The sequence below is a fragment of the Desulfosporosinus burensis genome, from assembly GCF_054657535.1.
The window spans coordinates 541,588-559,182 of sequence record NZ_BAAHYN010000001.1 but is presented as its reverse complement, the minus strand read 5'-3'; the positions used below and the strand labels follow the sequence as shown (position 1 = coordinate 559,182).

Here is a 17,595-nt window from a genome sequence, read left to right as displayed (position 1 = left end):
GCACTGCCGCTTTTTATGTTGTGCTTATGCCTTCTCACGATGTTTTCTGGAGAGGTGCTTTCTGGCTAACATTTCAGCCACTTTTCCGTTGTCTCCGAGAAGGATACCTTGTAATCTCCACTCTCGAAAGGTCTGCCAAAATTGTTGTTCGGAAATTCTGCGAGTATATCCTTCAGATTCTTCATCATAAGGCCAAAAAACATCAACCCACAAGGTTCCTTTGTTGCTTAATACCAGTAAAAAATGCACTAGCTCTGGGTTTGTCGATTCCGAATCACGCATTAATATGTTCGTACGGCCGTTTGGAAAATCCGTGCGTATGTAATTTATTTTCATCAATAATCCCCCTCAGGTACAATTCCAGAGATTTCTGACGCGTTATTTTAGTATAGCATGAAATCATCAATAAAACGATGGGCTTTTTAACCACGTCACTCAACTCATGGAATTCGTATTTTTAAAAACTATTAAACCTTTATATAAAGTATGCCGTGCATAGAGTGAAAGTTCATACGATCAAGGTATGTAGTTAATGTGTTCAGGATAAACTAGTCCTGCTAACATGGATTTAAGGGGAGGAAAAATCATGCTTACAGTGATTCATACGTTCAACGGTCCAGATGCTGACAGAATTTTAGGCGAAATTCGAACTGGAATTCAGTCTGTAGAAGCGATTGATGGTTTCAAATTCGCTTCGGTTAATCAACAAGAAAACACGTCAGATATCATGCTATTTTCGAAATGGGAAAATCACTCGGCCTATGAAAATTGGGCAAATACAGTGGGTGAAAATAAGGCATTTAAGCAAGCCACTCCTCAGATGTATGAAGTTCTCGAAGAAAAATACTAGATATGTCAAGGCTTAGTAAACTTTAATTAATCAATTTTTCGACTCCCACTTTTAAGTGGGAGTTCGTGCTTTCATTTCGCAATCAAGAAGTATTATCCCTGCGGTAATCTCACTAATGCAACTTACAGGCAGGATGGATTATGGATTAAATCCTGATAAGCTAATTCAAGTTGCCTCATCTTTGAGGAGGGCGATTCAGAGGATTCGATAGAAAAGGCAATATCATCAATTTGACGAACTGGCATTAAGCCCATCAGGGCGTTCGTCATAAAAATTTCATTGGCTTGTAAAAGATCTGAGAAGGAATACAAGCCCTCCTCAGTACTAATCTTAAGAGAATCTGCTAAATCCAGAATGAGCTGACGACGTGTACCTGGCAAACATCCGCTGGTCAGGGAGGGGGTAAACAGTGTCCCATTCTTGATGAAAAAGAGGTTGCTCATTGTACCTTCAGAAACAAAACCTTTGGTATTCAGCCACAAGCCTTCTTCAGCACCTTGGCCAAAGGCTACCTCTTTTGCTAAAATATTCTCCAAATAATTCGTAGATTTTATACTAGTCAGTGGCGACTGCTCATTACGTGGGGTAGGCAAAAGGTGAAGACGTATCCCCATGGCATATTGAGCCGAACTATAAGGAATTACTCGTGGATGGAACAGGAGCCGGGAAGGCAGATTAGCTTGGGGTGCTCCGCCACTCAGAGTAACGCGCAAGGCGTAAGGAGTTATGCTCGGAGATTGATCGATATAGTCTCGTATTTGAGCTGACCATATTGCTTTCTGAGGGAGTGTTAGACCGAGCATGACGGCTCCCTTGTTCATCCTCTGCCAGTGAAGGTCCGTGAAGAGTGGTCCATGTTCAGTGACGAGTAGAGTTTCAAAAAGCCCATACCCAAATAAAGTGAGTCGGTCTTGTAATAATAACATTTCACTGGGAATCATCTAAGCGTCCTTTCAATACCCGGAACAGGGCTTTTGCTTTATGAAGGGTCTCATGATACTCATCTTCGGGAACTGAATCTGCCACAATCCCACCGCCAACATGCACATAGGCTTTACCCTCTTTGATGAGGATCGTGCGGATAACAATATTTAAGTCCCAAGCGCCATCAAAGCCCATATAACCAATGCTTCCGGTATAAGGTCCACGCTTGTAGGGCTCCATCTCTTCGATAATCTCCAGGGCCCTAATCTTGGGGGCACCCGTGATTGAGCCGCCTGGAAAAATGGCACGTATAAGATCGCTGGGTTTTAGCCCTTTGATAAGCTGTCCTCTGATCGTCGAGGCAAGATGCCAAACCGTGGGGTATTTTTCAAGTTGGATTAAATTCGGGACTTTTACGGTTCCAAATTGGCAGATACGCCCGAGGTCGTTGCGTTCTAAATCAATAATCATAGTTAGTTCGGCACGATCTTTAGGACTATTGAATAATTCAACCGCTTGTATTTCATCCTCAGTGGGCGAATCTCCGCGAGGCCGGGTTCCCTTAATGGGACGGGTTTCGATCTGTCCGTTCGACTGTACGCGAATAAATCGCTCGGGTGAACTACATAGGATTTGAAAATCAGAATAGGGTAAAAAAGCTGCGAAGGGAGCGGGGTTTTGTCGATGGAGTTGGGAATAAAGCTTCCAGACATCCCCTTCCCAGGGGATAGAAAAACGTTGGGTAAGATTGGCCTGGTAAATGTCCCCAGCATAAATGTAATCTATGACACGTTCTAAATCCTTTAGATACTGTTCATGGGAAACGCTCGGATCGATTGTAGAATGGGCCGCGATCGTCTGATCGGCACGTTCTTCCCGTTCGGAAAGTTGTTCTAGAACACTTGGTTGGAGGATTTGTTGAAGCCGTTTGATGCGAGAGTGTGCTAACTCGGCCTGGCACGCACCGTCTTCATCAATACCACAAGAGGTGACCCAATATTTCTCTTCAACATGACTATAAACAACAATTCCATCGTACCAGGCGAAACGCCAAAGAGGTATATTTAAGTCATTTTCGGCTCTATCAGGAAGGGATTCAATCTGGTTCTTTAGGTCATAGCTTAAAAAACCCACAGCCCCTCCAGAGAAGGGGAACGGGGAATTTAAAACGCGATATTTTGAATGGAAATCATTCAGAAAATCTAAAGTTTGGCTTTTTTCTAAAAGGATTGTTTTACGAAGTGAAAGATTTGGCCAATAAAGCTCAAGCTGGTCAGGGAAGGCAGTCGCTTCAAAGAAGGGGGACGATCCCATATAAGAATAACTGCCGAGTTCATTATAATCTTCGCCACTATCTAAAAAAAATGGCGAAGGCTCATCTTTAAAAGCTTGGAATAATTGATAGGGTGGGATGGACGTGGGAAGTGGTTTGACGACCCAAGGAGAGGGAGCATTGTTAAGCTGCCAAGTTTTCGCATTACTGAGGGCGTTTTGTAGTAACTGATGTCCGTATTGAGTCAGAATGGCTTCAGGGTGAAACTGAATTCCTTCAATAGGCAGGGTTTTATGACGGATGCCCATAATTTCGCCATCATCCGTTTCAGCTGTTATTTTCAGGTCGTCAGGGAGTGTATGACGGTCAATAATCAGAGAGTGATAACGGGTTACTTCTAAAGGATTGACTAGATCTTTGAAAACACCTTGTTGATCATGATGTATCGTTTCTGTTTTTCCGTGAATGGGTCGTTTGGCACGGATCACTTTACCACCCAAAAATTGTCCAATCGCTTGATGCCCAAGGCAGACTCCCAGAATCGGTATTTTACCCTTGAAGTATTCGATGATCGCTAAGGATAGGGGTGCTTCATCCGGTGTACAGGGTCCGGGAGATATTACAATTAGGTCGGGATGCATCGCTTCAATATCAGTTAAGGTGCATTCGTCTTGGCGTTTGACGATGATGTCCTCTCCAAGTTCACCGAAGTATTGGTAGAGGTTATAAGTAAAAGAATCATAATTATCCAGTAAAAATATCATTGTTCTTACCCCTTTATACCTGGCGGTTGCTCTGATTTTTCAAGTTCAATGTTTCATTCTATAGTGTCTCTGTCTTTGAGCATTTATAAGCATCCTGAACAAAGTTTTGCATAGACGATTAGTACAAAAAGAAAAGTTGCTCTAAGCAACTTCAATTTAATTCTTTTTTTCGTGCAACATATCCGTTAATTCATTAAATGCAGACTGGAGATTAGGATTATTGATCCCTTGTAATATGGTTGTCTGATTAATGGTCACTTGCCCAACATTTGGACCTTCAACCTCAATCTGAAGGGATTGTACATCAAGGGTAATAACTCGTTGATCGACATTAAGTTTCATGCGCTTTGGTTGGGGAAAGGTGGCTTGTATACTCGTTGATTGAGAAGGGGAATCAGCCTCTAATTCTTGGGCACTGGGAGTGCGCAGATCACTCAAGACAAAGGAACATTCTAAAAGAACCTTCTGCATAATTGCCATATTTGTATTCCAAGGTAAATTAATGAGTTCTGATTGCGTCATTCCCGAAGGGGAAATAGATAAAATAGCATACGAACCGTCTTGAGTCAAAAAAGGTTTGGGTGAGCACCCATTGAGGAATAGACTCGAGAATATCACTACAAGAGAGAATCCAACGGTTAAAATCTTTTTTTCAAACAATAGGGTATCCTTCTTCCTAAAAATGATAGTTTAACTCGAAGCATACAAAGTGACTTATTCGCTAAAGAATCCTAAATTCCTGCTTTACATTGATTCCTTTTGTAAAGATGGTGTACAATGGCTGCAAGAGAGGGGTCAGGGTTGTGGACAAAGAAATCGTGGTTTTTGATATAGGGACGACTGGCTTCGAGGGTCTTCAGAGTGAAATTATCGAATTTTCGGCACTTCGGATCCAAAATGGACTAATTCAAGAATCATGTCATTATCTGATTAAATCAAAGCAAGGAATGGCTAGTAAAACTATTATATCTTCTGGGATAAATGAGGCAGAGCCTAATAGAGTATCTTCTCTACTTGAATGCCGAGAACAGCTTGCTCATTTGTTTGCTGATGCTGTTATTGTGGCTCATGATGTGTCTACCCTCTCTATTTTAGAAAAGGAATTAGAGGTACGATTTCAGCAGCCGAGATGGGATACCTTGGAACTAGCTCGGATTTTTTTCCCGACTATGCATCACTATCAATTATCTTATTTAGCTCAAAAACTTGGATTACCGTTGAAGGAAGATGCAGAGCTTCACCCCACTGAAAACAACGCTTGGCTCACGTGGAAAGTATTGGAAGCCTGTTGGAAGAAAGGGTTGGGATTTGATCTAAGTTTTTATGATCAAACCAAGAGCTTTTTAGGGGGCTGGTCAGGGAGCGGGTTTATTGAAGAATTATTCAAAGAGATTACTCGTCGCTTTCCTGATCGCCCTATCCGAACTGATCTTGTGTTAGCCCCGTTTGCTGAAGGGTTATTTGTAAGTGGGTCTACTCAAACTGCAAATTTCCCGGATTCAATTGATTGGGTAGTAAAAAGCTTTTCGCCCGGAGGAATTCTTGAACAGAATTTACCTGGTTATGAAAGTCGTACAGGTCAAGTGAAGATGGCAAAACTAATCGCTGAAGGGTTCACTTCCTCACATCACGTCGTCGTGGAGGCTGGAACAGGGACAGGGAAGTCGTTCGCGTATTTAATTCCGTGTCTGTGGTCGGCCAAAAAATTAGGTCAAAAAGTGGTAGTTGCCACCCATACAATTCCCCTTCAGGAACAACTTTTAAAAAAGGATATTCCTGTTTTGGAAGCTGTATTGCCTTTTGTGTTTCAAGCCTCTGTATTGAAAGGTAAAGGGAACTATTGTTGTCTGAAAAAGTGGCAGGGATGCTTAACAAACCCGAGAGAAATTCAAGGGGAAGATCAAAAACTTGCGCTGCTAAGTGTCCTTGTTTGGTTAAGAGAAACCCTAGCAGGAGATATCCAAGAACTTTCTAAAGTTCCCGGTCTTATGCAACTGTGGCCGAGTTTAAATGCGGATGTCGAAACCTGTATTCCAGGAAGGTGTTCAAAATCAGGGATTTGCTTTTGGTTGAGGGCCCGTAAGAAGGCAGAAGAAGCAGATGTTTTGATTGTAAATCATTCTTTGTTATTTTCAGATCTTAAAACAGACTACAATGTCTTACCAGAGTATCATCGCTTAGTTATTGATGAAGCACATCAGATTTATCAAACGGCGCTTCAACATCTTGGCTCGGAAATGAGTTTAGAGCAGGTTACTCGAGTGATTGAGACTATTTATAGACAGGCAGGTCCTAGCTTTTACTGGACTATGAAACAACGAATGGGGTCGCTGAACCAACTCGTGCCTGCGGTGCCTTGGGAGATATTCTCAACACGGATGGAGGTTATTCCTGAATTATCCCAATCTATCTTGGTACAAACGAACGAATTTTTTGAGTTATTAGCGCTGATTTTAGGAACTGAGCGCACGTTTCGCTTAGTTTCAAGTCATACCACCAAAACTTGGTGGCAAGGATTAACCATCCAAATAGAGAATTTCGTAGGGAGGATTAAGGCCTTGGCCACCGCTCTGGATAGTTTAGTAAGCGTCTTGAGCGGAGAAGAAGCAGATGAGATTGAAGAGTTGAAATACATCCTTTCTGGACATCAAAGGGAGCTCAAAGAACTATTGGTAACTATGACCTTAGTCATAAACGTCAATAACCCTAAACAAGTGACTTGGCTTGAACAAAATTCAAGACTATACTTAAAGACCTCTCCCATCGAAGTAAGTGATATCTTAGAAGAGAAGTTTTTTTCTCGGCTTGATGCAGTGATTCTAACTTCGGCTACGTTGAGTATTTCTGATTCGTTTGAGCATTTTCTCAAAGATATCGGACTCCCCTCGACAACAATCACGGCTCGAGTTGATTCTCCCTTCGACTATGAACGCCAGATGCGATTTTTCGTCGTTCGAAAGGGTATAGAACGACAAAATACGGAAGACCAGAAAGTGTTGGAACTGGCCAAATTTATCGTTGAAGTTGCTGAGCGCATGAATGGTCGGACTTTAGTGCTTTTCACCGCTCATAAATTACTGCGCCAAACCTATAGTTCAATTCATTTAGAATTAAAACAACTGGGTATTGAGACACTAGCCCAAGGAATTCATGGAGAACGGAGCACTCTTTTAGAGGCATTTAAGCGAAATCCTAAAAGCGTTTTGTTAGGAGCCAGTAGTTTCTGGGAGGGTATTGATATTCCAGGTGAAGCATTATCTTGTGTTATTCTGGTAAAACTTCCGTTCTGGCCACCGACCTTGCCTTTAATTGAGGCCCGTTCGGAATTCTTAGAATCTCAAGGTCGTGATCCCTTTCGAGAATTATTGTTGCCTGAAGCTGTCATACGATTTAAGCAAGGATTTGGCCGTCTTATTCGGTCTAAAATTGATCGTGGGGTTGTCATTTTACTCGATGATCGAGTCATTGAAAAGAATTATGGCAGGCAATTTTTAAGTTCATTACCGGTTCGCACCCATATACGAGGTGATAATTCCCTCGTTCTACGTAAAATTGAAGAGTGGAATGAGCTTGGATTGGATGAAGAGCTTTTATAATCGACGCAAAGATGGTAAACTAAAGAAAATCAAGAGGAGGAGGTCAATTTTTCGGTGAAACAATATCCCATTTCTCGTGATGGTTGGTTATATCTCATGATATTAGCTGTTCTATCAATTTTAGCTTATTGGATTTGGCAGTGGCTTGTCATTATACCTGCTATCTTATTTTTGTTTACTGGATACTTTTTTCGGAATCCTGAAAGAGAGATTCCTATGGACGAGTTAACCTTAGTTTCTCCAGCTGACGGGGTTGTTATGGATGTGGAAAGGGTCTTTGAAGATCAGTTTCTCAACGGAGAAAGCATTCGGGTTCGCATCTTTTTAAGTGTCTTTAACGTTCACGTTAATCGTTGCCCAATGTCTGGAACGGTTAAATTTCTTAGCTATCGACCGGGACAGATGATTCCAGCTTTTAAAAGCCATGCTTCAGAATTGAACGAGAAAAACTTTGTAGGAATCGAGAATAAACACCTGCAAATTCTTGTTACACAAGTAACTGGGTTTATTGCTCGTCGAATTGTCTGTTGGGTCAAAAAAGGAGATGCAGTGAGCAAAGGGGAAAGGTTCGGCCTTATCAAATTTGGTTCATGTACCGAAATTTTTGTACCAACAAATGTTGAAATCATGGTTAGTGCTGGGGAAAAGGTGCGTGGAGGAATAAGTATAATAGGGAGAGTGAGTGTCGAATGAAGGGAAACCCGATTACTGCTCGTATGATCCCGAACATCTTCACCTTAGCTAATTTGCTTTTTGGATTTCTTGCTTTGATCTGGGTTATTGAAGGGGATTACACGTTAGCTTCAGCAATGATCCTGCTTTCTGTTCTAATGGATAGTTTAGATGGAAAGGTAGCACGCCGACTTTCTGTTAGCTCGGATTTTGGTAAAGAACTTGATTCTCTCAGTGATTTAGTTTCTTTTGGAGTAGCGCCTGCAATTCTTACGTACCAGGCAATCTTACTCCCTCAATCTGATTTGGTGAGAACTATAGGTCTAGGTATCGCTGCAGTGTTTGCGCTATGTGGAGCGGTTCGCTTGGCGCGTTTTAATATGCTGAATATTACTACCCACTTTGTTGGGGTACCCATAACATTTGCGGGCGGTTTTATGGCTTTGCTCATGTTACTTAGAACAATGATTCCTTGGTTTATTTATCCGGTAACGATGGGTGTTTTAGCCTTTTTAATGGTGTCTACGTTTAAGGTAGCGAAGTTGGGGAAATAGTGGGGGACTTGTATGACACAGCGCTCGGTACTTACGACGCAGAGCAAACTAACCGTTTAAGCTCCTACTTTGGGGAGCGGGATACATCCTTCGGCGATAGTATTCTTTTAAAGAACCCGCCTACGGCGATAATCTCCACTGGAGACTATCGTGCCAGACTCGCCATCCTTGGCTCGGTTGGCGGCAGTGCACATCCCTGTGCACTGTCCCGTATTTGGGGTCGGTCGCTTAAACGGAAGTTTGCTTTTCTGCTTACGTAAAGACGTCGCGCTCGTGTCATACTGCGTCCCTGTCTTAAGGGTCTAAGAACGAGTGCAAGTTGGGGACGTTTCTTGGCTTGCATTTTGAGTACGAGTTGGGGTCGGTTCTCGACTTACATTTTGGACTGCATTGACCTCGAGGTTTGGGGAGACGGCACATTTCATGTGCGCCGTCTTGTCTTTGGGGTCGAAACGAACTGCGAAGAACGAGTGCAAGTTGGGGACGGTTCCTGACTTGCATTTTTGATTTACATTGACCTCGAGGTTTGGGGAGACGGCACATTTCATGTGCGCCGTCTTGTCTTTGGGGTCGAAACGAACTGCGAAGAACGAGTGCAAGTTGGGGACGGTTCCTGACTTGCATTTTTGATTTACATTGACCTCGAGGTTTGGGGAGACGGCACATTTCATGTGCGCCGTCTTGTCTTTGGGGTCGAAACGAACTGCGAAGAACGAGTGCAAGTTGGGGACGGTTCCTGACTTGCATTTTTGATTTACATTGACCCCGAGGTTTGGGGAGACGGCACATTTCATGTACGCCGTCTTGTCTTTGGGGTTGATACGAACTACGAACCAACGAGAAAAGGGTAGAGAAGGTATTTTGCCTTCTCTGCTCTTTTTTTCACCCCTTGCATTGATGAGGCATATAGTATGGCACGGGACTGAATGTTTAGGGGGGGCATATGATGGATAACCAACAAGTTAGTTGGAATAGTGTGGGCTTACGTCTGGTTCAAGGATTAACGACAACGATTGATGCGGTTCGTCAACTAGATGTTCAGGAAGCTTCTTTAGTGATGCGCTTATTAGGTAAAAGCTGTACGCGTATGATTAAAGAGGGGGTAGGTCATCAATTCGGAATTGCCTTGATTGAGACGAGTGCACAGTTGGCCATGAAGGAAAAATTAGTCTTAGAAGATGTGCTTAAGCTAATTACGGGCATTATTGGTAGGCTCTATTTTACTGCGAATACGGATGAAGAACGTAAACTTGTTGCTCAGCTGGAAGAAGTAGTTAAAAATTACCAAGTCATCTCATAGGGCATAAGTAAATTTTCTGCATAGATTACCAATAAGACTATTTCAACAATATAAGGAGGCATAAGCTTATGAGAATTTATTACGTACGGTTACCGGAATTTGTACTTAATGTTTTGAGAAAAGTTTTTCGCTAAAGTGGTCTGAAAGTGGCTTTTCCCTCCTAGAATGTATTATAGAGACAAGCAAGGAGGGAAATTATGCGTCAAAGTCGGTATTTATGGTTACTTGGGTTATCATTCTTTTGTATGGTCACGATAATCACCCTAAAAACTCCTCAAACGGTGATATCAACCCTAGCAGATCCTCAATTTGGAAGTTCTCCTCGAACGACTATTCAACAATTTTGGAAACTGATGGATCTGCGTCAAACTAATCTTGCTCGTGACTTGATAATGGTCGTGCAGGGGTCTTCTGACGAAAGTGAGTTTAAAGCTTGGGAGTCTAGGGTAAATGGGGATCCGATGTTATCGTTACAAAAAGTTGAGTTTATGAATTCAGAGTTAGATGGTTCGCAAGCGATTATTGTGCGCGTTTCTTGGACGTCGTCGGTTGAAAAAGTTCAACAAGCAATGTTTTCTATGAGTTTGAAGCAAACAGAAAAGGGCTGGCGTATTCAAGAAATTAAGCAGATTAACGACCTCTCGTTTGTGAGGGGGGATCATGATGGATGGTCAGCCTCGAGCTAAGCCTGATAAACAGGCAGTGGGTATTCAACCAACTGGAGTGCCGGTGCGATTATATGTGGGTGTAATACTCTTATTTATTGGGGTAATTCTGTATCTGTTTAGCAACTAAACTGAATTTTTAATGACAATGTTTTGAACACGGTTATTCCTAACTGGGATACTGTGTTTTTTTATTTAATACTTTGAAGTTCCCCTCTAGTCATCCGTATGTCTTGAATAGTTTCTAGACTAATTGCTAACACTGAGGCTGAATACAAATTTTCTAGTGCAAGGCGTGCGGAAACACACACTGAGATACTGTCTGAAGTCACATAAAAACGCAAGTTACCGTGTTACACTAATGAACATAAAGAAGGGGGTCATATCAATGGCAGATGTAAAAAAAGAGAATCTTGAGTTGGAGTGTGCCCATTGTGGAACAACTAGCGAATTAACTCCAGTGCTTACTTATGTCCACCAAGGAGAAGAAAAACATGTATGCACGCGTTGTTTACCAATGCTCATACATGGTTAGGGGATGAATCGATGCGTTTTACACTAGAAATGAAATTAAAAGATATTATGGCAACCAATCCTAAAACCGCTGAAGCGATGCAGGAATTAGGTCTGCACTGTCTCGGGTGTCCCTTTTCCGTCAATGAAACCTTAGCTAATGCTGCCCAAATGCATAACCTTGATCCCAACCTTTTGTTAGAAAAGGTTAATTCTGTAGAACAAGGGGAAATGTCTCTTGAAGCAGCTGCCAAGGCTCAACCGCCCGGGTCAATTTTACAAATGGATAAAAAGACATATTCTATTGCTCCACATATCCCGGCAGGGGTCGTAACCCCAGAAATCTTACGTAAAATTGCAGATGTTTCGGAAAAGTATCATGCCCAAGCGCTCAAAGTGACTTCTGCTCAAAGAATCGCCATTGTTGGCTTGAAACCAGAAGATGTCCCGAAGGTATGGGAAGAGCTCGGCATGGATCCTGGGCATGCAGTGGGGTTATGTGTACGGAGTGTGAAAGTTTGCCCAGGAGACACATTCTGTAAGAGAGGTCTACAAGAAACCTTAGCCTTAGGAATGGAAATCGATAAGCTCTATCATGGCATGGAATTGCCTTCTAAATTTAAGATTGGAGTTGCTGGTTGTCCGAATAAATGTACTGATGCTGCTTCAGTTGATTTAGGATTAATGGGTACCAGTAAAGGTTACCATCTGTATGTAGGGGGGAATGGCGGAGTCAAACCAAGGCAAGGAAATATCCTTTTGGAAAATCTACAGAGGGAGCAAATTTTGCCTGTTGTTGATGCGGTCGTTTCCTACTATAAGGAAAATGCACGACCCCAGGAGCGGATAGGACGGCTCATTGATCGAATCGGTATAGACGGCTTACATGAATTTGCAGAGAAAGCAAGACATTAAGACAGTAAAAAGCGGATGGTGATCATCCGCTTTTTACTGTCTTAGTTACTATTTAACTATTCAACGTGTATGGCGTCTGTAGGGCAGCCGTCAGCTGCATCTTTGGCAGCTGCTTCATTATCACTAGGAACAGGGTTTGTATAAGCGACTGCTAATCCGTCATCCTCCATTTTAAAGACTTCCGGACAGAATTCCGGGCAAGCTCCACACCCAATACACGCATCTTTGTCTACTGCAGCGATCATTATGTATCCTCCTTTCACGAATCTGTAATAGTATTCCCAAGTCAAAAGCTTACTATTCACCTGATTCTAACATAAAATCATAATTTTTGAAGATAGTTAACGCTTAATACTTAATATAGGACAGATAAGACATAGAATTCAATTGGTGTTATATTCTGCTTAAAGTCGATTATGTTCATGTATATTCGTTTTTAAACTCAGCGTATGTTTCAAGACCGAAAAATGATGTAGAATTTGCGTTAAACTAAAATATCCATAAATATCCATAAAGCCATATCTGGTAAGACTTTGTTAATATTATTATCACTTTTCAGAATTACCTTATTATTTGCGATTTCGACATCCACCATATCGTATAATAAGTGCACCGGAAGAAGACAGACATTTTTAAAGCAGAAAGATGTACCGGAATACAGTTAAGGTGGTATTACGTTGAATGAGTAAGAAGATTAAAATTATTATTGCGGATGATAATCGGAATTTATGCCAAATGTTACAAAACTTCCTCCAAGGTCAGGAGGATTTAATGGTTGTCGGAGTTGCAAATAACGGTTTAGAAGCTTGGGAACTAATTCAATCTCAGGAACCTGATTTAATTATTCTCGATTTAGTCATGCCAAATTTAGATGGATTGGGCGTATTAGAACGAATCAATGCCCGGACGACCATGTCTCGACCAAAAATTATCATGTTAACAGCGTTTGGACAGGAATCACTGACCCATCAAGCCATGATGCTGGGTGTTGACTATTTTATTCTAAAACCATTCGATCTGGATATTCTCAGCAAACGTATCCGTTCTTTATCCCAGGATCTACCGACATCTGCTCCAACTCAGTTTTCTACTAATAACCCCATTGTGACAACTGTAGGAAACGGGCTTAATTTATGTGTCGAAGTAACCACGATGATGCATCAAATTGGAATTCCTGCCCATGTTAAAGGGTATCAATATATAAGAGATGCGATTTTAATGGTAGTGGAAGATGTCTCCTTGTTAGGTGCGGTAACCAAGGAACTTTATCCAAGTATTGCGAAAAAGTTTGATACTGCTCCTAGTAGGGTTGAACGTGGGATTCGTCACGCCATAGAGTTAGCCTGGGAGCGCGGACATACTGATACACTAAAGAGAATTTTCGGATATTCTATGAATATTGAACGCCAAAAACCCACGAATTCTGAATTTATAGCACTGCTCGCTGATAAATTAAGAGTTATGAGTAAAGTGAGCTAAATTGTTCTATTTGCATAATTATAACAAGAATTATTTTCGCAAAAGCACCAAAATATTACTTTAAGGTAATAATCTTGGTGCTTTTTGCGCAAAATATAATGTTTCTCATAACTCAAAGTAGGGAATTGTCCAATTAACGTAAGACATAGTAGATATAGGATTATTAGGAAAAATAGTTCATGTTTTTAAATATGGTCTATGAAATCTAATATACATTGCAAAAATATTTGGGCCAATTGCTTAAATTTAGCAGGAAAATCGAATGTGTATACAGAATACTATAATGTTTGGATAAAATGAGTAATGATTCTGTTGCTTATTGGAAAGTGAAAGAAGCAGAAAAAAGGTACCCATTGTATATCCATATTTACTACAAATAGTTAGATAAAAGGAGAGTGTTTAAAATTAAGAAGAAGAAAGTCTTAACCGTGGCCGTTGCTATGCTGCTAGCCGTCAGTGTTTTTCTGACAGGTTGCTCAAGCAATCAACCAGCTGCCCCAGCAAAAGTGATGAAAACTAGTTATAACGTTGGAGCAGAACCCAAATCTTTAGATCCAGCCATTTCGACGGGGGTTCCGGAGACCAATATACAAACAGCACTATTTGAAGGACTGACTCGTATAGGCGAAGGTGAAAAGGTAATGCCTGGTATCGCTGAAACATGGACACAAAATGCTGATGGAACGGTAATAACGTTCAAACTTCGCGATGCTAAATGGAGTAACGGCGATGCAATTACCGCTGAAGATTTCAAATATTCATGGCTACGTGCCCTTTCCCCTGAATTGGCGTCTGAGTATTCCTATCAGCTTTACTACATTAAGGGTGCTGAAGACTATAACTCCAAAAAGGGTACCGCTGATGCTGTAGGTATCAAAGTTGTAGATCCTAAAACGTTGGAAGTAACCTTGGTTGCTCCTACTCCTTACTTCATTGCCTTGACTGCTTTCCATACTCTGTACCCTGTTAATAAAAAGGTTGTTGAAGCAAACAAGGAATGGTCTCTGAAAGCGGAGACTTATGTATCTAATGGTCCTTTTAAAATGAAAGAGTGGAAACACAATGATCAAGTCGTTGTAGTTAAAAACGAAAACTATTGGGATGCCAAGAACGTTAAGATCTCTGAAATCACCTTCAAGCTGCTAGAAGATATCAAAGCCGCACTTACAGCTTTTGAAAGCGGACAGTTAGATGGAACTGAATATATTCCTATTGAGGACATCGATCGACTCAAGGCTTCTAAGGTCTTGAAAATTGCTCCCTATATTGGGACCTCTTACTATCGTTTCAACGTGACCAAGAAGCCCTTTGACGATGTCAAGGTTCGTAAGGCTTTGACTATGGCGATTAACCGTCAGATGTTGATTGACAAAGTGGTCAAAGGTGGACAATTGCCAGCTTACGCATTTACCCCTCCTGGTATGGTTGATGTAGAAGCCGGCAAAGACTTCCGCGCTGTTGGCGGAGACTATATAAAAGAAGATGTTGCTGCAGCTAAGGCGCTCTTAGCTGAAGCTGGTTACCCTGATGGCAAGAACTGGCCTGCAGATGTTTCGATTCTTTACAACACTAAATCCGACAATAAACTGCTTGCTGAAGCAATCCAAAATATGTGGAAAACCAACCTGGGTATCGATATTAAGCTGCGTAATGAAGAATGGGCTGTTTATCTAGAGAACCAAAAGAAGCTTAACTACAATATTTCCCGCGCAGCTTGGATTGGTGACTATGCTGATGCAATGACCTTTATGGATATGTTTGTTACTGGTGGCGGCAACAACCAAACTGGTTGGTCCAATGCTGAATATGACAAACAAATCAAAGATATTGCCAACAAATCTGGCGACCAAAAGGTTCGAATTCCCGCAATGCATGCTGCTGAAAAAGCCTTGATGGATGATATGCCTATAATGCCTATCTACTATTATACTCTTCCATGGGTTCTCAAAGATAATGTTAAAGGCGTAATCCGTTCATCCCTTGGACCAATTGACTTCAAGTTTGCAACTGTAGAATAGTTCCAAAATAACTAAATAATGCAAAGCTGGAGGTGGGCTGAAATGCGGCCCACCTCCATTTCATTTGTGTAAATCTGATCAGTGGGACATTATCCCAAAAATAACAATATAATATGATTTAATAAATCTTAGAATACAGTATATAATATAATTTGGTTGAGATTATTTATTGCAAGGTCGAAAGGACTTCATAAATCTTTAGGGGGATGAATATGGCAAAATATCTACTACAGCGGATTGCTTCGGCGTTGCTTGTGCTTTTTTTAGTTGTTTCGTTTACGTTCGTATTGATGCATTCAATTCCCGGTGGACCCTTTTCTCGCGAAAAACAGGTTCCACCAGCAGTCTTGAAGAATCTAGAAGAACGTTATCACATGAATGATCCGCTCTCAAAACAGTATTTTGACTACTTGAAAAATGTTGCTCAGTTCAATCTAGGTCCAACGTTTCGCTATGAAGGCAGGACAGTTAACGATCTAATTAAGGATGGTTTGCCTAAAACAGCTACTATAGGGTTTTTGGCTGCAATTTTTGCTCTCGGTGGGGGCTTGATACTTGGCAGCATTGCAGCTCTCTGGCACAATAAAACTCCAGACGCTTTAGCAACCTTTATCGCTACAATCGGTGTTTCTGTTCCCAGTTTCGTCATGGCGACTTTTTTACAATATTATTTGGGGTACAAGCTCGGCTTGTTTCCACCTGTTGGCTGGAATAATGGAGCTTTCAAGAATTTAGTTTTACCCTCAATAGCGTTGGGGGCTTATCCTATTGCCCAAATTACGCGTTTGATGCGGACAAGCATGTTGGACGTCTTAAGTCAGGACTACATTCGTACTGCCAAGTCGAAGGGCTTACCAGGGTACTTGATTATTGGTAGACATGCTATGCGCAATGCTTTATTACCGGTTATTACCTTTTTAGGACCTTTCTTTGCCTATATTCTTACTGGAAACTTTGTTGTTGAATTTGTTTTCGGAATTCCCGGAATCGGGCAATTCTTTGTTACCTCAATTACTAACCGTGACTATTCTACCATTATGGGCATGACGGTATTGTTCTGTAGTCTCTTAGTGGTATTTAACCTGTTGGTGGATATAGTATATACATTTATTGACCCCAGGATCAAACTAACTGGTCAGAAAGGGGCGTAGTAATATGAAATTAGCACAAAACTTATTTGAACCCGCGATATCTCAAATTTCAGCTGAGCATATTAATCGCCCCAGTACTACTATGCTGCAAGATGCTTGGCGACGTTTTAAGAAAAACAAGTTGGCCATGGCTGGTCTAATAACTCTGGCGGGCCTTATCCTCTTTGCATTTATTGGCCCATTTCTCATTAAGTTCAATTACATGGACAATGATTTAATGAATCAGTACCTTAAGCCCTCTTGGATTCATCCCTTTGGTACTGACTCTCTGGGCCGTGATACATTTGCCAGGTTAATGTACGGGGGAAGAGTTTCGCTAGCCATTGGCTTTGTATCTGTCATAATTAACCTAAGCATTGGCGTGTTTTACGGAGGAATTTCCGGATACTTTGGCGGCAGAATCGACAATCTGATGATGAGGATTATTGATATAATTTATAGCGTACCGGAATTGTTGTATGTAATTTTGCTGATGGTCGTTTTGGGCAAAGGTGGTTTGCTAAACATTATGATTGTCCTCGGAATTGTGAACTGGATGGGAATGGCTAGGATTGTACGTGGCCAGATTTTGGTTTTGAGGGAGCAGGAGTATGTTTTGGCTGCCCGCACCTTGGGTGCTAGTACCTCGCGTATCATGCTTAAACATTTAATTCCTAATACTTTGGGTCCAATTATTATCACATCCGCTTTGGCTATTCCGTCGGCTATTTTCATGGAAGCCTTTTTAAGCTTTATCGGGATTGGTATTCAACCTCCTTTTGCCAGTTGGGGGTCCCTAGCTGCAGAAGGTCGGTTAAATATTCCCTCCTATCCCTATGCCTTATTTTTCCCCGCTGCAGCAATTGCGATAACCATGTTGGCTTTTAACTTTGTCGGAGACGGTCTGCGGGACGCCTTTGACCCCAAAATGCGGAAGTAGAG

General features: G+C 41.6%; 19 protein-coding genes. 14 read left to right on the top strand and 5 right to left on the bottom strand.

Annotated elements, in window-relative coordinates; translation table 11 throughout:
- Positions 1-24: 24 nt before the first annotated feature.
- A complete protein-coding gene (locus ACYQ3Q_RS02960; protein WP_291299815.1) occupies positions 25-336 on the bottom strand; it encodes a hypothetical protein in 312 nt (103 codons plus the stop codon).
- 250 nt (positions 337-586) lie between these two features.
- Between ACYQ3Q_RS02960 and ACYQ3Q_RS02955 the strand changes: the two genes are divergently transcribed.
- The gene (locus tag ACYQ3Q_RS02955; protein ID WP_459927165.1) at positions 587-850 is read left to right on the top strand and encodes an antibiotic biosynthesis monooxygenase; all 264 of its coding nucleotides are present in this window, start codon (positions 587-589) and stop codon (positions 848-850) included.
- Between the two features lie 122 nt (positions 851-972).
- On the opposite strand, the gene ACYQ3Q_RS02950 is transcribed toward ACYQ3Q_RS02955, so the two are convergent.
- From ACYQ3Q_RS02950 to ACYQ3Q_RS02940, 3 genes are all read right to left on the bottom strand, one after another.
- The gene (locus tag ACYQ3Q_RS02950) at positions 973-1,791 is read right to left on the bottom strand and encodes an aminotransferase class IV (protein WP_459927164.1); all 819 of its coding nucleotides are present in this window, start codon (positions 1,789-1,791) and stop codon (positions 973-975) included.
- A complete protein-coding gene (gene pabB, locus ACYQ3Q_RS02945) occupies positions 1,778-3,811 on the bottom strand; it encodes an aminodeoxychorismate synthase component I (RefSeq protein ID WP_459927163.1) in 2,034 nt (677 codons plus the stop codon). Before pabB ends, ACYQ3Q_RS02950 begins: the two co-directional genes overlap by 14 nt.
- 156 nt (positions 3,812-3,967) lie before the next feature.
- Positions 3,968-4,333, bottom strand: a complete 366-nt coding sequence (locus tag ACYQ3Q_RS02940) for a hypothetical protein (protein WP_459927162.1) — start codon at positions 4,331-4,333, stop codon at positions 3,968-3,970.
- Positions 4,334-4,614: 281 nt separating this feature from the next.
- Here ACYQ3Q_RS02940 and ACYQ3Q_RS02935 point away from each other — a divergent pair, with 281 nt between their 5' ends.
- The 9 genes from ACYQ3Q_RS02935 to ACYQ3Q_RS02895 all read left to right on the top strand — a co-directional run bounded on the left by ACYQ3Q_RS02935 (position 4,615) and on the right by ACYQ3Q_RS02895 (position 12,026).
- Positions 4,615-7,407 carry a helicase C-terminal domain-containing protein gene (locus ACYQ3Q_RS02935; RefSeq protein WP_459927161.1) on the top strand — a complete coding sequence of 931 codons (2,793 nt, stop codon included), beginning with the start codon at positions 4,615-4,617 and terminating at the stop codon, positions 7,405-7,407.
- 54 nt (positions 7,408-7,461) lie between these two features.
- Positions 7,462-8,100 carry a phosphatidylserine decarboxylase family protein gene (locus ACYQ3Q_RS02930; protein WP_459927160.1) on the top strand — a complete coding sequence of 213 codons (639 nt, stop codon included), beginning with the start codon at positions 7,462-7,464 and terminating at the stop codon, positions 8,098-8,100.
- Positions 8,097-8,633, top strand: a complete 537-nt coding sequence (pssA, locus tag ACYQ3Q_RS02925) for a CDP-diacylglycerol--serine O-phosphatidyltransferase (protein WP_459927159.1) — start codon at positions 8,097-8,099, stop codon at positions 8,631-8,633. Before ACYQ3Q_RS02930 ends, pssA begins: the two co-directional genes overlap by 4 nt.
- 8 nt (positions 8,634-8,641) lie before the next feature.
- Entirely contained in the window at positions 8,642-8,893 is a 252-nt protein-coding gene (locus tag ACYQ3Q_RS02920) for a hypothetical protein (RefSeq protein WP_459927158.1), read from the top strand.
- 686 nt (positions 8,894-9,579) lie between these two features.
- Complete coding sequence (locus ACYQ3Q_RS02915; RefSeq protein WP_459927157.1) at positions 9,580-9,933, top strand: recombinase; 354 nt, start codon at positions 9,580-9,582, stop codon at positions 9,931-9,933.
- Positions 9,934-10,130: 197 nt separating this feature from the next.
- Positions 10,131-10,619 carry a hypothetical protein gene (locus ACYQ3Q_RS02910; RefSeq protein WP_459927156.1) on the top strand — a complete coding sequence of 163 codons (489 nt, stop codon included), beginning with the start codon at positions 10,131-10,133 and terminating at the stop codon, positions 10,617-10,619.
- Positions 10,597-10,728, top strand: coding sequence for a hypothetical protein (locus tag ACYQ3Q_RS02905; protein WP_459927155.1), 132 nt, complete (start codon positions 10,597-10,599; stop codon positions 10,726-10,728). The genes ACYQ3Q_RS02910 and ACYQ3Q_RS02905 overlap by 23 nt, the downstream gene beginning before the upstream one ends.
- A gap of 258 nt (positions 10,729-10,986) precedes the next feature.
- Positions 10,987-11,133, top strand: coding sequence for a hypothetical protein (locus ACYQ3Q_RS02900; protein ID WP_291300422.1), 147 nt, complete (start codon positions 10,987-10,989; stop codon positions 11,131-11,133).
- A gap of 11 nt (positions 11,134-11,144) precedes the next feature.
- A complete protein-coding gene (locus ACYQ3Q_RS02895) occupies positions 11,145-12,026 on the top strand; it encodes a DUF1858 domain-containing protein (protein WP_459927154.1) in 882 nt (293 codons plus the stop codon).
- Positions 12,027-12,082: 56 nt separating this feature from the next.
- Here the strand turns inward: ACYQ3Q_RS02895 and ACYQ3Q_RS02890 are convergent, their stop codons facing one another.
- Positions 12,083-12,271: a ferredoxin gene (locus ACYQ3Q_RS02890; protein ID WP_459927153.1), complete on the bottom strand. Its 189-nt coding sequence runs from the start codon at positions 12,269-12,271 to the stop codon at positions 12,083-12,085.
- 436 nt (positions 12,272-12,707) lie between these two features.
- Between ACYQ3Q_RS02890 and spo0A the strand changes: the two genes are divergently transcribed.
- The 4 genes from spo0A (at position 12,708) to ACYQ3Q_RS02870 (ending at position 17,593) form a co-directional block, all read left to right on the top strand.
- A complete protein-coding gene (gene spo0A / locus ACYQ3Q_RS02885; RefSeq protein WP_459927152.1) occupies positions 12,708-13,505 on the top strand; it encodes a sporulation transcription factor Spo0A in 798 nt (265 codons plus the stop codon).
- 395 nt (positions 13,506-13,900) lie between these two features.
- A complete protein-coding gene (locus ACYQ3Q_RS02880; protein ID WP_459927151.1) occupies positions 13,901-15,523 on the top strand; it encodes a peptide ABC transporter substrate-binding protein in 1,623 nt (540 codons plus the stop codon).
- Between the two features lie 212 nt (positions 15,524-15,735).
- Positions 15,736-16,674, top strand: coding sequence for an ABC transporter permease (locus ACYQ3Q_RS02875; RefSeq protein ID WP_459927150.1), 939 nt, complete (start codon positions 15,736-15,738; stop codon positions 16,672-16,674).
- A 4-nt stretch (positions 16,675-16,678) separates the two neighbouring features.
- Positions 16,679-17,593, top strand: coding sequence for an ABC transporter permease (locus ACYQ3Q_RS02870; protein ID WP_459927149.1), 915 nt, complete (start codon positions 16,679-16,681; stop codon positions 17,591-17,593).
- Positions 17,594-17,595: the final 2 nt, after the last annotated feature.

Coding starts and splice junctions, on each gene's coding strand:
- ACYQ3Q_RS02960 (WP_291299815.1), bottom strand. CDS start 336: ATGAAAATAAATTACATACGCACGGATTTTCCAAACGGCCGTACGAAC.
- ACYQ3Q_RS02955 (WP_459927165.1), top strand. CDS start 587: ATGCTTACAGTGATTCATACGTTCAACGGTCCAGATGCTGACAGAATT.
- ACYQ3Q_RS02950 (WP_459927164.1), bottom strand. CDS start 1,791: ATGATTCCCAGTGAAATGTTATTATTACAAGACCGACTCACTTTATTT.
- pabB (WP_459927163.1), bottom strand. CDS start 3,811: ATGATATTTTTACTGGATAATTATGATTCTTTTACTTATAACCTCTAC.
- ACYQ3Q_RS02940 (WP_459927162.1), bottom strand. CDS start 4,333: ATGACGCAATCAGAACTCATTAATTTACCTTGGAATACAAATATGGCA.
- pssA (WP_459927159.1), top strand. CDS start 8,097: ATGAAGGGAAACCCGATTACTGCTCGTATGATCCCGAACATCTTCACC.
- ACYQ3Q_RS02915 (WP_459927157.1), top strand. CDS start 9,580: ATGGATAACCAACAAGTTAGTTGGAATAGTGTGGGCTTACGTCTGGTT.
- ACYQ3Q_RS02910 (WP_459927156.1), top strand. CDS start 10,131: ATGCGTCAAAGTCGGTATTTATGGTTACTTGGGTTATCATTCTTTTGT.
- ACYQ3Q_RS02905 (WP_459927155.1), top strand. CDS start 10,597: ATGGATGGTCAGCCTCGAGCTAAGCCTGATAAACAGGCAGTGGGTATT.
- ACYQ3Q_RS02900 (WP_291300422.1), top strand. CDS start 10,987: ATGGCAGATGTAAAAAAAGAGAATCTTGAGTTGGAGTGTGCCCATTGT.
- ACYQ3Q_RS02895 (WP_459927154.1), top strand. CDS start 11,145: ATGCGTTTTACACTAGAAATGAAATTAAAAGATATTATGGCAACCAAT.
- ACYQ3Q_RS02890 (WP_459927153.1), bottom strand. CDS start 12,271: ATGATCGCTGCAGTAGACAAAGATGCGTGTATTGGGTGTGGAGCTTGC.
- spo0A (WP_459927152.1), top strand. CDS start 12,708: ATGAGTAAGAAGATTAAAATTATTATTGCGGATGATAATCGGAATTTA.
- ACYQ3Q_RS02875 (WP_459927150.1), top strand. CDS start 15,736: ATGGCAAAATATCTACTACAGCGGATTGCTTCGGCGTTGCTTGTGCTT.
- ACYQ3Q_RS02870 (WP_459927149.1), top strand. CDS start 16,679: ATGAAATTAGCACAAAACTTATTTGAACCCGCGATATCTCAAATTTCA.